Raw genomic sequence first — 14,519 nt, forward strand, 5'->3', positions numbered from 1 at the left:
GCGCAGCATTATGGGGATGAACGTCATCAGTTCCTGATAAATGGAGTCCACGGACGCGACTCATCGATCATATTGGGCGGATCCTTCCATGGAACGATTGACTTCGGGAGCGAGGCGCTCGTAGCGTCGGGATATGACGGTAAGACGGAAGGTGCTGAGGATGTTTTCATAGCGATTCTCCACGAAAATCTTCAGGACGATCACTCTTAGAAAACAAACGGCGGATTAGTCCAAATGCGCCAGTGTCCGCTTATCCTACCCCTGCTTTATGAGGTTCCGGGACACTGGCCGACTTGTCGCTACCTTACCCACGGTATCCCTCGCCCGCTCTAATCCGCACTCACTTCGAGGTCTGGCCTTATTGGCGGGAAACGAGGATGCGGACAACTCGTTGGGAGGCATCTAAACACGCCAGTGGCTACCAAGAAAAAACCGCCTGTGATGACGGAGTGCGAGGCGAAGGTGCGTGGACGTTGGCTCCCATGCACCCTCTACGAAGCGCTTACAGAACGCAATGAGATCATGCGCTGCAAATATTGTCATGGCCCAGTGCAAGCGCTCAAGGAATCGAGCCTCGGAGCCCGAGCCCACATCGAACACCTTCAACGGCACAGCGGCTGCCGATTCCCGGTGAGGACGTTCAGTGGAGTCGAATCAAAACATCCTCTCGCCTTGAAGTAAGGCGAAGCGCCGTGAAGATCGCTGCTACCGATGACTGGAACCAGTATTTCGGCCATCATGGAGCGTTGTAACGGCTGGTCACGGCCTCTTGGTAAGGCTCTCGCGCCAGTCGCCCGAATAGCCGAACAGGGGCGCTTGCTCGCTCTCCGTAAACCAGAAATCGGTGAACGCGGCGACGTTCGGTGACTTGAACCAATGAGCTATCCCATCAGCGTCCACGGCCCACCAATGAGCGGTTTTCGGAGCGGCTTTCCAGTCAACACCGTCGTGCATAAATAGCCTTCAAATGACGATAGTACCGGAGTGTTCGTGCAGACACTCTGCACAGGGAGGATGTTTCCTCCCCCGTTGCAGCCGCTGGCGCGTCTTCCACGCCCCACCTCCGCGGGACGTTCCTTCCCGCACGCCCTCCCCGGACCGACCGGCGCTGCGCGTTAGAAAACGTGAACAGACCTTTGCTAGTGGGCCCTGCCCCCCGCGCGCCGACAAGGGGATCCCCAATCTTCCGCGCTTGCCACCCCATCGGGCAGAAAACGCCCGCCGTGGACCCGTCTGCGTTTGTGCAGACCTCCGCTCACGCTCCGCCCTTTCCGTTCCGCCTTTGGCTCTCTTCAAGGGTGGGGAGACCCCTCCCCTTGCACCTTGCTACCCCCGCCTTCGCCAGGTGGCGTTCGGCATGTACATGCCGCATTCCAACGCGGACGTGCAGCAGCCAAACCCAAGGAGGAAGCACCCATGAAGACCACCACCCTCACCCCCATCAGCGAAAACCCTAAACAGCCGCAGCAACGGCAGACCGCCAAGGACATCATCGCCGCTAACATCCATAGCCTCATCGAGCAGCTGGAAGCGGGACACTCCGAGGCGCTCACCGCCTACCTCGACGCCATGAGCCGTTTTCATCACTACAGCTTTGGAAACATTCTCGAGATCGCACGGCAACGGCCGACCGCGACTCGCGTTGCTGGCTTTTACGCATGGACCCAGCTAGGCCGGAAGGTGAAGAAAGGCGAGAAGGGAATTCGGATTCTAGCACCGATCGTCGGCACCAAGCGCAAGAAGGACGAGGAAGCCGAGAAGGACATCAATCGGCAAAACACCCGCGTCTTGATCGGATTCCGCAACGCCTATGTCTTCGACGTGGAGCAGACCGAAGGTGCAGAGCTTCCCGCCTTACGGGAGATCACCGGAACGGTGGGCGAGAACCGCGATCGACTGATCTCCTTCATCGAAGGGCAGGGGATTGAGCTTTCCCTCAGCGAGAAGATCGCTCCCGCGCTGGGCATGAGCTATGGCGGCAAGATAGTGATTCTTCCCGGACAGTCCGAGGCTGAGGAATTTTCAACGCTGGTCCATGAACTCGCGCATGAGATGTTGCACAAGGCTGAGCGCAGGGCGGCCACGACCAAGGTAGTCCGCGAGACCGAGGCCGAGGCCATCGCCTTTGTGATCGGTAAGGCCGTAGGGCTCGAAACGGGTTCCGCCAGTGCAGATTATATCCAGCTTTATCAAGGCAACGCTTCGCTCCTGGCTGAGAGCCTGGAGGTCATCCAGCAGACCTCCGGAATCATCCTTGCCGCCTTGCAGCCGGCCAGCGCAGAACAAGCAGCGACGCCCGATGCAGAACGGGAAAAAGGTGGCTTAATGCGGACCAACCTTGGCATCCTCAAACACGCCGGAAGCTGACACCACAGCCGGTAACTTAAGATCGAGAAGTTCCCTCGACCCTTCCACTCTGGCCCCGGATTCGTTCGGGACCGCTTTGTCTCTCGACACGGCGTACAAACTGCGCCGGGAGACACCCCTTCGGTTTCTCCCAACCCCTCTTCCCGCTGTGCCGTCGGTGCCCCCGCTCGCCGGTGCGCTGCAGCAACGCTTTCCCTCTTCCTGCACCTTCTCCCTTCACTGCGCAGCGAACGCGCATTCCTACAAAGGCAACTGTCCAGATTCGGCGGCTCGCTCGGCCTGTTCCAACAGTTCGGGTCCGTTGTTGCGAACATTGTTCACTTTTGGGTTCGCCTCACGCATCTCCATTGCTTCTGATTCAAACGGCCGCAGCAGATCGAGCGGCAATCGTTCTGTCTCTTCCCGATCTAGCCAGCGGTCATAGTCTTTCGAGTGCAGGATGACGGGCATGCGAGGATGAATCTGTGACATTAACTCATTTGCCTCGGTAGTCACGATGGCGTACGACTGCAGCCAATGGCCCTCTCCGTCCTTCCAGCCATCCCAAATGCCGGCGAACGCAAACAAGCTACCGGTCGTCAGCTCGAATGCGTAGGGCTGCTTGGGAGGCTTACCCTCCTTCGGCCACTCATAGAATGCGTTCACCGGAATGAGACAGCGCCGCTTCTTCATCGGCTCCCGCCAGGTGCGCGACGTAGCGATCGTTTCCGCGCGGGCGTTGATGGTGGAAAGTCCCTTGATCTCTTTCAGGTCTTTTGTAAAGAACGGGACAAGCCCCCACCGGCCGAGAATCAACTCCCGTTCGCCGGTCTCCCGGCTTTGACGGATGATGGGCTGATGCGTAGTGGGCAACGTTATAGTCCGCCGCCGGCATCGGTAGATCTTGCGGGGATGGGCTTGCGTGAAAGTGCTCGGCAATCTTTTGCTTGTCACTTCGCCTTACGTATCGTCCACACATGGCTAAACTTCACCACAAAGCGCGCATGTTTGCACATGGTCTGCGAACGCGTCCCACTCAGGAATTCCCACAAACGCAGAATTGCGCAGATCGCTGAAATCCTTCGGCTCGAGGAATGTATTGTCTCGAGGCGGGGCTTCGGCGAATTGCTCAAGCAGCCGGCTTCCGGCTTCACAAAAGGAGACCCGCACCATTCGGCCTTCGCGCGGGATCGCATTGTGGGCCATCAATACCTCCGGAGGAGCCGCGCTCCAGCAGATATTCTATTCTGACATATTCGCCTATTCTTCGCCTATACTTTCGCCATGAAGCAGATTGGAACACAGTGGAAAACCGATTGGCCAAAGATGGGGCCATCGATCCTCATCGCTACTGCCCTGATTGTCGCAATCCGTACGGCGAAATGGGCAGCGAAGGCCGCGGGGGATCCGCTGTGCTCCAACGTGGATGGTGATCTTGATCGGGAGGTCAGCTATGCGGCGAGTATCACCATCCGCGTCATGCACGAGCTTATGAAGAAGCATGAAGGCCTCTTTCCAGGAAAGAAAGAGCCGATCTTCGATGGCACGTACGATGAAGACGTGGCCGAGTAGCTTGATCGAATCGTCAGTCCAAGGTCAGAACGATCGGGGTGTGATCGGAGGGCTTCGGCAGGGATCGTGGACCCTTATCGATCTCGCATGACCTCAACCGCCCGACCAGTTTAGGTGATAACAAGAAATGATCGATGCGAATGCCTCGATTATGTTCAAACGCCTGGCGGAAGTAATCCCAGAAGGTAAACTGCCCCTTATCGTCCGGATGTAAGGAGCGAAAGGCATCGACGTATCCCATATCCTGAAACGCTCGATACCGTGCACGAGGTTCGGGTTGAAACAGCGCATCCTTGATCCATGAAGCCGGTTTGTGACAGTCGATGTCCTCGGGGATCACGTTGAAATCGCCGCCTACGACCGTCGGAATATCGCTAGCCAGCCAGCGCTTCATCTGCCCCCGAAGCCGATCCATCCAATCCAGTTTGTATTCGAACTTTTCTGTGCCGATCGGATTGCCGTTTGGTAGATAGATGTTCACAACGCGGACATCTCGAATGATGACCTCGAGGAAGCGCGCGTGGGTGTCCACCTCGAGTCCGGCCAAACTCTTGCTCACTGCCTTGATCGGCGAGCGCGATAGAATCGCAACGCCGTTATAGGCCTTTTGGGTGACTGCAATGCTTTCATAGCCCAAACCGCGAAACGTCTCGGAAGGGAATTCAACTCCCTTCAGTTCTTGCAGAAGCAAGACGTCTGGGGAATGCTCTTCAAGCCAGTTCTTAACCTGGTCCAGTCGTGACTTAATCGAATTGACGTTCCAGCTTGCGATCTTCATGACTTAACAACCGCTCCGACGTTCATTTCCGAAGTTTGGCGAGAAGATCTGCAGGATGAACAGGTTTTGCCAAGAGGTCGAAGTCATATCCTTGTTCGCGCGCTTTTTGAAGTAAATCCGCGGTTGCCGCTTGCCCTGAAAAGAGCAGAATTTTGCAGTCGGGCTGTGCTTTCCGAAAGAGGATCGCTAGCTCAACGCCGGTCATTTCGGGCATCATCACATCGCTAATACGGAGGTCGGGAGCCATGTGCGCGCGAGCGGCTAGCGCCTTCTCCGGGTGGTCAAAAGCGTGTGCCTCAAAACCCGCCCGATTAAGAATGGCGGCGAGGGTTTGGGAGATCACCGGCTCATCATCGACGACAAAAATTACGTGACTCGAGTCGGGCACGCGCGCTCCTTTAGTAGGTCCAGCATAGTCTATCTGCCTGCGGAACTGCTTTTCCGGGTAGCCCCCAAAAGGGACTCAACCTTCTTAGGGCGCCTTTTCGCAAACAAAGCGCGACCCTACCAGTCACCATTCCCGGGGAGAATACGTATGTACTAGCCCTGACAAACCTACATGTGCTGTTCTACGAATCGGCGAGGACCGGGATGCACTGATGAGATTTCTCGCCAAAATGCGGGGTTATCTTCTGTGCACGTTCGCAGTATCCCGAATCGAAAAATTCGCATCAAACTGCTGGATCTGGCCAAGGTCCCTCGTTCGCGGGAAAGAAGCGCTCTGAGCAACAAATGTACGAGAGGAGGCTAGGGGAGCGGATTCTGCAAAAAACGAGTGTGGATCAATCAATGGAGAACCCGGACGTCCCATCGGAAGCGCACCTTAAGACGCTGCTGATGCGCGGTGATGGAGAGATGGCCTCCCGCATGCGCAGTTTGGATTGGAATCAGCTTCCTGCTGGTCCTGTGTCGTCCTGGCCTGAAGAACTAAGAAACGCCGTCAGTCTTTGCTTGGCCAGTCGGCACCCTATCGAAATTTGGTGGGGACCAGAATATCTCCGCTTCTACAATGACGCATATCGCCCAATCCTGGGCGCGACCAAGCATCCGCAGTTCATCGGGCGACCGGGACAGGAGATGTGGGCGGAAATCTGGCATGTGGTCGAACCGCTTCTCCGTTCGGTGCGGGAGACGGAGGAAGCAATTTACCAGGAGGACCTGCAACTTTTTGTGACCCGCAACGGGTACCTGGAAGAGGCGTATTTCTCGTTTTCCTACGGTCCGATTTTCCGAGGCGGCGAGGTTGCAGGAATATTCAGTCCTTGCACCGAGACCACGGCCTACGTGCTTCAGCGCAGAAGGCTGAGCCTCTTGCGGAGGGTGGCTGGGTTGAGTCCGGCCGCGAGCCTGGAGAAAGCGGCTTTAGACTGCATCCATCTGCTATCTGAGAGTGCTTTAGACGTGTCGTTCGCAGCGATCTACCTTTGTGACTCAGAGAGTGAGCCATGCACTCTCATTTCACAGACCGGCCTTGATGGCCCGTCATACTTGCCGAACGAGATCAACCCCGAAAGGGCTCTTGCCGGTAGATATTTTGACGTTCTGCGCAGCCGAAACGCTGTAGTAATGGGTGACCTTCCGCTCTCTCTCGGGGCCCTCAACGGCGGAGCATGGCATGAGCAGCTGCATACGGCCATCTTGCTGCCGTTACGAGGTGCCGCAGATTCCTCTATCGTCGGAGTCCTCCTGGCCGGACTCAGCTCTCGCCTTCCTTACAACGAAGAGTACAGGGTTTTCTTCGATCTTCTGGCAGAGCACATTTCGACTGTACTTTCTAGGACCTCGGCACTCCTCGAGGAGCGCAGACAAGCCGAGCTGTTCTCGTCGATGTTCAATAACGCGCCAGCATTCATTGCCGTTCTGCACGGGGCCGAACATGTCTTTCAGTTCGCAAATCCGCCATATATGCAGCTGGTTGGTAACCGCGATCTGTTAGGGAAATCGGTTGCAGACGCTCTTCCAGAGGTTCGTGAGCAAGGATTCGTGGATTTGCTTAATGGCGTTTTCAGGACTGGACTACCGTATCGCGGTGACTCTATAAAAATCGATCTGCGGCGCGCTGAAGGAGAATCTCTCGAAAGCAGATTCGTCACCTTCGTTTATCAACCTACCAAGGACAAGAATGGCCAGGTTGATGGCATCTTCGTGCTCGGGATGGATGTGTCGGCTACCGTCGCAGCTCAGGAGGCGTTACGAAGGTCAGAAAAGCTCAGCGCAGCCGGCAGGCTTGCGGCAACGATCGCCCACGAGGTCAACAATCCGCTGGAAGCCATGACCAATCTCTTATTCCTCGCACAAGAGGGCGTTAGCTCAGAAAGCGCAATCTACCTCACAATGGCCGAGGAAGAGCTCAGCAGAATTGCGCACATTACCAAACAGACACTGGCTTTTTACAGAGAGTCTTCAGATCCGGTTCGTTTCGATCTGAGTGACACGGTCGAGTCGATCGCGGTTTTTTATCGGAAGCAGGCACAGCGGGCCCATGTCGAATTGCACGCCCATCTGGAGGGTGGTTCCACGATCCTCGCAGTTGAGGGCGAAATTAAGCAGGTCCTATCTAACTTGATCGCGAATTCCCTCGACGCTCTCGCGGGCCGCTCAGGCTCGATCTCGATTCGAACACGCACGCGAGGAGGTCAAGTGCGCCTCGCGGTCTCAGATACCGGGAGCGGCATACCGGACAACGTGTTGAATCGCATTTGGGAGCCTTTCTTTACTACGAAAGCGGCGGTAGGTACGGGTCTTGGACTTTGGGTTACGCGCGATCTTGTGGAGAAACATCACGGAACCTTGCGGGTACGCACGCGGACTACGGGGCCATGGCGTGGCACACTCTTCCTGATTAACTTCCGGCGCGCACCGGATGCCAGTGAGGTGTAGGTCTGGTTGAGAGGGAGAACGCGCAGGGCCGCACAACGGGCTCGCTTGCGCTTGTAACGAAACGATCTTGTGCCGCACGGGATGGCAATGCGCTAAACTGTCGTGCATCCCTGTTAGTCGTACCCAATCAATGGACGAACCCGATCTGAAGATCCGTCTGTCAATCGCAGCACTTTGCGGAGCCCTCGGCGTCGCCAGCGGTTACGCGATCTTTCTGAAGTACGATGAGATCTGGGCGCAGCCGTGGCGCTACTTCGCGGCGCTTATTGGTGCGGCCGCCGTTTCGTACGTCATCGACTTGATTCGCGACGTTATCCGCGACGGCGAGATAGAACCCGAAACCCATCCGATCGTCCGCTCTCTGGAAACCTTTGTCGTGGTTCTTTTGTTCGAGCTCTTCATCGGCGGATTCGACGCGGGTCTCGAGCGAGGCTTGGGCGATATCCTGAAGATCGGCGTCTCTTTGCTTGGGGACGACGCTGCAACGGTTGAAGGCACTCGCTGGACCATTGGTCTGGTGTCGGGCATGTGGATCTTTGTTGGCGCACAGTTGACTTGCTGGCTCAGCCTGCAGATTCGGCTCGATGAAGACGAGCCGACCGCTCGCCACGTGATGAGAAGCGCACGTTGGGGGACCATTGGCGGCGTGGTCATCGCGCCGGCCCTCATCTTTCTCTATATTCTGGGTGGCCGGACCCTTGTCGCGCTGCAGGACTTCAAGACGAACGCACCGGCCGCAAGCGGACCGTATGTCAGTTTCGTGACGTGGTTTCAGTCGTCGAACAACAATTTTTATCTGATTCTGCTCGACCTGCCCACCGAGCTTCTGCGCCTCGCCGGGAAACGGGGTCTGCCCTTCTTCTGGTGCTGCTACGCGGGCCTAGTCGTCGTCCTGCTGATCCTTGTCCCCTTACGAGAGCACAGAGCAGTTCGTAAGAACTTCAGTGGCTTCTTCAACATTGTTATCTTCGGCGTCTTGTACTGCATCTTCAACCCGATTGTTCGATCAATATGGGCCGTTCTCGTGCAGCTCAACCAGCACAAGTCCTGGCCGGACGTGTTCGGGGCGGTGTTGCTAGGGGCAGCGGTCTGGGGAATACCCGGGCTCCTACTTGGTGGCCTCGTGCCCCTGCTGAAACGTGCCGGCCGTAACCCGCAAAGCTGGGCTTTCATCGGATACGGAGCCGCAGCTCTTCTTATTCTTGCGAGCATTCTGACGGGGGCAAGATGGCCTATCATTCCGGCACTGGTTGCGTTGCTCTCGGGTCTACTCTTCCAGCGGGGCATGCCCGTCAAGCAGTTCTGGCCGTTTGCTGCGCTGTGCGTCGCGATCGGGATATCGGGTGCAACATCAGTTTCGCAAAGGTTTACCTTCAGCGGTGTGCTGATAAAGCTTCATCATATTGACGAACTGACGCTCAGGCCCCCCGACGCGTCGCACCGTGTGGCACAGGCTTCTCCCAAAGCTTGCGAGGATTCCGAAAAAGCAGAGAAGGACGCCAAGGTTTTGGAGATTGCTATCACCGGTTCCGTCGGGTTCTGGACGACCGTGGGCTTGCTGGCCTGCTGGTCCTTGTATGAGCGCGAACATCCGGCGAAGAGTGAACAGGTGTGAATAACCCTATACCTTGCTACGTTGTATTTAGGGGCCATCAGACTCGAACTTGATCGCACTCCTTCTGCTGGGCCCAGGCGCTTATTCGGTCGAACGTCCCGAAAATCGCTTTTAGCTCTTGTTTTCAATGAATGTCGGTGTGAGCTGAGTGTTGCGTCGACCCATTGAGACCACCCGACTTTGCGTGAAGGTTTCGAAACCTCATTACACACCGACTTCAGGACGCCGATCGGCGGCCTCTTTGTGCATTAAGTACGGGCTGCCGATGAGCCACACACCCGATGCTGAACCGACAGCTGATGTCAGGGTTAGAGGCCGCACCTGTTCGATGAGCACCTTCAGGGTCACAGCCCATGAGGTCGCAGACTCTTCATGCCCCGTACCCGGAACCAGATAGAACTGCTTGCGCGGAGCCTTGATGCTGTCGAAATAGGCCTTGGCCAATACTGGAGCGGCGGTCAGGTCTTCCTGGCCTTGGATAATAAAAATTGGAATCGCAAAGGTGGTCCCTAGCGCTGGAAGATCGACCTTCGTAAACGGTCCGGACAAGGTTTCTCCCCAGAAATGCAAGAAGGAAAAGTCATCTGCTGCCTCGTACTGAGCCTGCTCCTCAGCCGAGGCGTAGTCGGGACTGATGACCATGGAATCTGGTGGAGCGGTCACCAGCTTGGCCTGGTAGATTCTTTCCCATTTTCGATATACGGGCCACTTGGCAACTAAATGCCACGGCGGAGGACCAATTGCTATCAGCGCAGTGATTGCCTGCTGATCGCCGGCCGCACCCGCCATTTCCAGCACACGCGCATAGCCGGCAGACAAATCTTCCTGCCAATTCACCATCTGGGCAACGCCCACATAAGCGTAGAAGAGGTCCGGTCTTGCATGGGCCATGTAAACACCGAGGACAGAACCCCAGGAGCCACCTAAAATAATGATCTTTTTCTGGTGAAGATGCGTGGTCAGGAATTCAGTAACTTCGATACCATCCTGGGCCATGCGCTCGACACTCATCGTCGGCTCGATGGATGGCCCATTCTTCGTGAAGGTTCTTCCAGCGCCCCGTTGGTCCCATTGCACCAGCGTGAAGGACTTGTCCCATCCTACGTACATCGAATCGGCGTACGGGCTCAACGCGTCTCCCGGACCACCATGCAGAAAGAGCACAACCGGGTTGCTGCGATCCTCGCCCTTAATTGTGATCCATTGCGGGACGCCGCCGATCTGGACGAACATCTGTTCGGAAATAGTCTCTGATGCACGGGCACGCGCCACTTGTCCTTCCAGACTGTGAGGAGGGGAAATCCAGGCGCCGAAGACTGGCCAAACCACGAAAAACATCCAGCATGATCTCATGATTCTCCTTACGCAAGCTCGAAAGGACTTGTTCCATAAGTCCACACCATCAATCACCTGCGCCCACGGACGACGCCCTCAGGTTTACCACTGGAATACCTGTCACGTCTACGATGCTCGACAAGTTGCCGATTGCATCTCGCCCGAATCGCCGCTCCTGGAAGTCATCCAAGAATGAGCAAGACACATACTTCTCATCATTTCATTTCTGCTCTCTCGGCAACCCACGAGGAGCACTGCTTGGAAATGGAGTGCCCGGCTTGAAATGTGCCAGTGGAGAAGAGAGACACTGGACAAGGAGAGCATATGGGACGAGGCAAGAAGTACCAGCCCGAGCAGGTGGTGAACCTGCTGCGGCAGATCGAAGTGGCCGTAGCGAACGGCAAGACGACGGCTTTGGCGTGTAAGGAAGCCGGTATCGTGGAGCAGACGTACTTCCGCTGGCGTAAGGAGTACGGTGGGCTTCAGGTGGACCAGGCGAAGCGGCTGAAAGAGTTGGAGCAGGAGAACTCCAAGCTGAAGCGTCTGGTTGCGAACCTGAGCCTGGACAACCTTGTGTTGAAGGACTTCGCCTCGGGAAACTTCTAAGCCCTGAGCGACGACGGATCGCATCAGACCATGCACAGCAGAAGCATGGGATGACGGAGCGCAGGGCATGCCGGCTGTCCAACCAGCCTCGCGGCACGCAGCGCTACCGTGCGATCCGGCGGGAAGACGAAGATGCACTCACGCAGGCGATCGTTCAGCTTGCCAGCCAGTACGGCCGTTATGGGTATCGCCGGATCACGGCGTTGCTGAAGCGGGCCGGCTGGCGGGTAGGCAAGGATCGCGTGGAGCGTATCTGGCGTCGCGAGGGCTAAAGGTTCCACAGAAGCAGAAGCCACGGGGCAGGCTGTGGCTCAACGATGGATCGTGCGTGCGGCTAAGACCGGAGCGGCGGAACCATGTATGGAGCTACGACTTCGTCAGTGCGCGGACGCATGATGGCCGCAGCGTACGGCTTCTCAATCTGATCGACGAACACACGCGCGAAAGCTTGCTGGTGCGTGCGGAACGCCGCTGGTCAAGCGCCAGGGTCATCTCAGCACTGGCCGATGTGATGGTGATGAAGGGAGTGCCGGAACACCTTCGCTCGGACAATGGGCCGGAGTTCGTCGCGAAAGACCTACGGAAATGGCTGGCCAAGACAGGAGCAAAGACGTTGTACATCGAACCCGGTTCGCCGTGGGAGAACGGCTACTGCGAGAGCTTCAACTCCAAGCTCAGGGACGAGTTCCTGAACGGTGAGATCTTCTACTCGATGAAAGAACTGCGCGTGCTGGCCGAACGCTGGCGCGTCCACTACAACACGATCCGGCCACACTCCTCGCTGGGCTACAGGTCACCGGCACCGGAAGCATGGCTGACATCCAACACCCCCGACGGCGGCTACTTGAACTCAGAAATAGCTGCGTTACACTAACTCATCCAACGGCACAAAAGATCGGGCACTCCACCGTACGTTCCGTTTTATACTGAAGCAGCCTGAGGTCTGATCCAAGTTCCACTGTCGCCACCCCGCGTCCCGATGACTGCGCGTCGGGTTGGGCCTTCATAAGGCCGGCCGAAAACTGGCAGCGTCGACTTCTCCCTCTGACCCCATCCCGTCACAGAGCCACCAACGGCTCACTCAAAGTGCGAATAGAAACACGGTGGAGAGGCAACAGCAACAGGCAACATCAACCGCAAAGACCAACACGCTATTAAGGAAAACGACCAAAGCAAATACCCCTTGACACAAATCGACCTGCTCATAGAAATCCGACTTTCGAGGAGTATGCTGAGCGGGTTCAAGAATTTGAGGGCGTCCGAATGTCTAGATACCTCCTTGCTTTCCTCGTGCTTGCGGGTCTCTCTGCTCACGCCCAATCCTCCACCTTGAATCACGGTCCTGATTGCAGCGCAGGATGGCCAACGATTATGGCTCAATCGGTGCTGAAGAACGCGGGACTTCTGACGAACGAGGAGATGGATTTTGAGAAGACGAAAACGGTCCGCTTAGCATCCGAGAGAGTCGGCAAAGACCTTTGGCACCAGGTCTACTTAGTGAAATTCTTCAAGAAATCGGGCGGCGGTCTGGAGGCGGTTGCGATTCACGATGCGTCCATGGAGGAGTGCTCTATGACAGAAGTGCGGGTCTTGGTGATCTCAAGGCACCTCAAGTAGCAAGCGGGCCCCCGTAGAAGCCTAGACTGGGTCTGCTGCTCTCGCCGATGCGCGCAAAACGGGGTTTCATCCAAGTTCGGCCCACTTGGACGAGTGGCGCGCCGTAGTTGCTCAAAACCGACTTTCGGGGCACGCGCGGAATATTGGTCAACGCAAGCGCGTTTATCGTTATCTGAGGAGCCACCAAGCTGTTTAGGAGAAACATGATGATTTCGGTTCTACATATCGGTTTACCTCTTGTGCCGCCCTGGCTGACGCCGGAAGAAGGCAAAGAGATTGCAGTCCGATTAGCAGGCATACGCCAGCGCATGGAGGTGGCCGGATTCCGGTACGACATCCTGCATGCATCACCGGACACAGGGCTAGCCGCGTTCCGCGAAAGACTGCGGGCCGAGCGGGTCGACGCCGTACTCATCGGCGGTGGCGTGGCCGGCGATCCCAAGCTGGCTTCCTTCAAGCAAGACATCATCAATGCTGCTCGATACGAGGCGCCGCAGGCGAAGGTGTTGGAGTTCGACCATGCACTAGACGTACCGGGCCAGGTCGGACGAGCACTCGGCATGCTCTAACGGATCGGCGACGCGCGGAGCCCCATTTCAGTAACCCGGTGAACTCCACCGGGTGCCCCATCCATGCTCGCGCATTTGTGGCATGGGTGGGCCGCCACAGAGGCACCAGGCCCACATAGAACCCTTCGCGAACCTTTGGCGTTCTTCGTGAGACGGCACGGGGATTGCTTTGTGTGTTCTTTGAGCATCTTGCGTCGCCTTGCCGGAATCAAAGCAGTAAACAGAGGTGCAACGTGGCGCGTCCTTATTGGTCAGGTCAACTACAGATATCTTTGGTCTCCTTCGGGGTGAGTCTCTACAGCGCAACCGAAACGAAAGAGAAAATTGCGTTTCACCAGATCAGCCGAAGCACTGGCGAACGTGTCCGCCATCAGAAGGTTCTGAATAGCTCCGTCGAACGTGGCAACGACGCGCCGGGCTCAGTTGTGCGGGCAGACGAAATCGTCAAAGGCTATGAATATAGCCGGGGGCAGTATGTCATCGTCGAACCCACCGAGTTGGAAAACCTACGCGTTCCGTCGAAGCGCGTTATTGAAGTGACGCAATTCATTCAAATGGCAGAACTCAATCCGGAATACATTGAAAAGCCCTACTTCGTGGTGCCGCAGAACGACGCTCAGGCGGAAGCGTTCGCCGTCGTCAGACGGGCTCTACTCAACGCAGGCAAGGCCGCGATTGGCAAGGTGTCCTTCTCCGGTCGCGAAAACATTGTGGCCGTGCTGCCAGCAGGACAGGACCTTCGCGGCATGATGGCATATACGCTGCGCTACCAAAACGAGCTGAAGAATCAGAATGACTTCTTCCGGGACATCAAGCCGGTCGAGATCAATGAAGAAATGCTTGAGTTGGCCGAGTCCCTGATAAAGAAAAAGTCGACCAGATTTGACATCAGCAAGTTCGAGGATGGCTACGAGTTAGCCCTGAAGGAACTTGTCACGGCCAAGATAAATCACCTGCCGGTTCCGAAGGACGAGGCGCCTACCAGATCCGGTGGCAAAGTAATCGGACTCATGGATGCACTGCGAAAAAGCATTGGTGTAAAGGACGCTGCTTCGCCAAAATCGGCAAAGAAGCCGCCTGCACGGGTCACCGCCAAAGAGATTGGTCGGCAGGGAATTGGCTTGGTAAAGCCGGCTTTGAGATCGACAGCGCGCCGAAAGTCTGCATAGCTATCGGCTCGCCTCGGACGAACCGGCTACAT

Annotated in this window: 13 protein-coding genes and 1 pseudogene; 9 read left to right on the forward strand and 5 right to left on the reverse strand. The window is 56.6% G+C overall.

Features of this window, described 5'->3' with window-relative positions; all coding sequences use genetic code 11:
* Positions 1 to 210 (forward strand): hypothetical protein (locus GSQ80_RS23015; RefSeq protein ID WP_216850242.1); only part of this gene is annotated, 210 nt, incomplete at its 5' end.
* Positions 211 to 759: 549 nt separating this feature from the next.
* Here GSQ80_RS23015 and GSQ80_RS09250 read toward each other — a convergent pair.
* Positions 760 to 954 (reverse strand): hypothetical protein, encoded by a 195-nt coding sequence (locus GSQ80_RS09250; protein ID WP_158787387.1) that lies wholly within the window; start codon positions 952 to 954, stop codon positions 760 to 762.
* A gap of 462 nt (positions 955 to 1,416) precedes the next feature.
* On the opposite strand from GSQ80_RS09250, the gene GSQ80_RS09255 reads away from it, so the two are divergent.
* Complete coding sequence (locus GSQ80_RS09255; RefSeq protein WP_158787388.1) at positions 1,417 to 2,367, forward strand: ArdC family protein; 951 nt, start codon at positions 1,417 to 1,419, stop codon at positions 2,365 to 2,367.
* A gap of 240 nt (positions 2,368 to 2,607) precedes the next feature.
* Here GSQ80_RS09255 and GSQ80_RS09260 read toward each other — a convergent pair whose 3' ends face one another.
* On the reverse strand, positions 2,608 to 3,219 hold the full coding sequence (locus GSQ80_RS09260; protein WP_254059548.1) for an SOS response-associated peptidase: 612 nt from the start codon (positions 3,217 to 3,219) through the stop codon (positions 2,608 to 2,610).
* Positions 3,220 to 3,630: 411 nt separating this feature from the next.
* Between GSQ80_RS09260 and GSQ80_RS09265 the strand changes: the two genes are divergently transcribed.
* Complete coding sequence (locus GSQ80_RS09265; protein WP_158787389.1) at positions 3,631 to 3,918, forward strand: hypothetical protein; 288 nt, start codon at positions 3,631 to 3,633, stop codon at positions 3,916 to 3,918.
* 13 nt (positions 3,919 to 3,931) lie between these two features.
* Here GSQ80_RS09265 and xth read toward each other — a convergent pair whose 3' ends face one another.
* Together xth and GSQ80_RS09275 are read right to left on the reverse strand one after the other, a co-directional pair.
* Positions 3,932 to 4,696 (reverse strand): exodeoxyribonuclease III, encoded by a 765-nt coding sequence (xth, locus tag GSQ80_RS09270; RefSeq protein WP_158787390.1) that lies wholly within the window; start codon positions 4,694 to 4,696, stop codon positions 3,932 to 3,934.
* A 22-nt stretch (positions 4,697 to 4,718) separates the two neighbouring features.
* Complete coding sequence (locus GSQ80_RS09275; protein WP_158787391.1) at positions 4,719 to 5,084, reverse strand: response regulator; 366 nt, start codon at positions 5,082 to 5,084, stop codon at positions 4,719 to 4,721.
* 401 nt (positions 5,085 to 5,485) lie between these two features.
* Between GSQ80_RS09275 and GSQ80_RS09280 the strand changes: the two genes are divergently transcribed.
* Together GSQ80_RS09280 and GSQ80_RS09285 are read left to right on the forward strand one after the other, a co-directional pair.
* Positions 5,486 to 7,576 carry an ATP-binding protein gene (locus tag GSQ80_RS09280; RefSeq protein WP_158787392.1) on the forward strand — a complete coding sequence of 697 codons (2,091 nt, stop codon included), beginning with the start codon at positions 5,486 to 5,488 and terminating at the stop codon, positions 7,574 to 7,576.
* Between the two features lie 130 nt (positions 7,577 to 7,706).
* Entirely contained in the window at positions 7,707 to 9,191 is a 1,485-nt protein-coding gene (locus GSQ80_RS09285) for a hypothetical protein (protein ID WP_158787393.1), read from the forward strand.
* Between the two features lie 204 nt (positions 9,192 to 9,395).
* Here the strand turns inward: GSQ80_RS09285 and GSQ80_RS09290 are convergent, their stop codons facing one another.
* Positions 9,396 to 10,529, reverse strand: a complete 1,134-nt coding sequence (locus tag GSQ80_RS09290; protein ID WP_158787394.1) for an alpha/beta fold hydrolase — start codon at positions 10,527 to 10,529, stop codon at positions 9,396 to 9,398.
* A gap of 321 nt (positions 10,530 to 10,850) precedes the next feature.
* Between GSQ80_RS09290 and GSQ80_RS09295 the strand changes: the two are divergent.
* From GSQ80_RS09295 to GSQ80_RS09310, 4 genes and pseudogenes are all read left to right on the forward strand, one after another.
* Positions 10,851 to 12,006: pseudogene (locus GSQ80_RS09295) on the forward strand (IS3 family transposase).
* A gap of 497 nt (positions 12,007 to 12,503) precedes the next feature.
* On the forward strand, positions 12,504 to 12,749 hold the full coding sequence (locus GSQ80_RS09300) for a hypothetical protein (RefSeq protein ID WP_216850244.1): 246 nt from the start codon (positions 12,504 to 12,506) through the stop codon (positions 12,747 to 12,749).
* 203 nt (positions 12,750 to 12,952) lie between these two features.
* Positions 12,953 to 13,318: a hypothetical protein gene (locus GSQ80_RS09305; RefSeq protein WP_158787395.1), complete on the forward strand. Its 366-nt coding sequence runs from the start codon at positions 12,953 to 12,955 to the stop codon at positions 13,316 to 13,318.
* 233 nt (positions 13,319 to 13,551) lie between these two features.
* Positions 13,552 to 14,487: a Ku protein gene (locus GSQ80_RS09310; RefSeq protein ID WP_158787396.1), complete on the forward strand. Its 936-nt coding sequence runs from the start codon at positions 13,552 to 13,554 to the stop codon at positions 14,485 to 14,487.
* The last annotated feature ends 32 nt before the right edge of the window (positions 14,488 to 14,519 follow it).

The organism is Granulicella sp. L46 (assembly GCF_009765785.1).
GTDB lineage: Bacteria > Acidobacteriota > Terriglobia > Terriglobales > Acidobacteriaceae > Granulicella.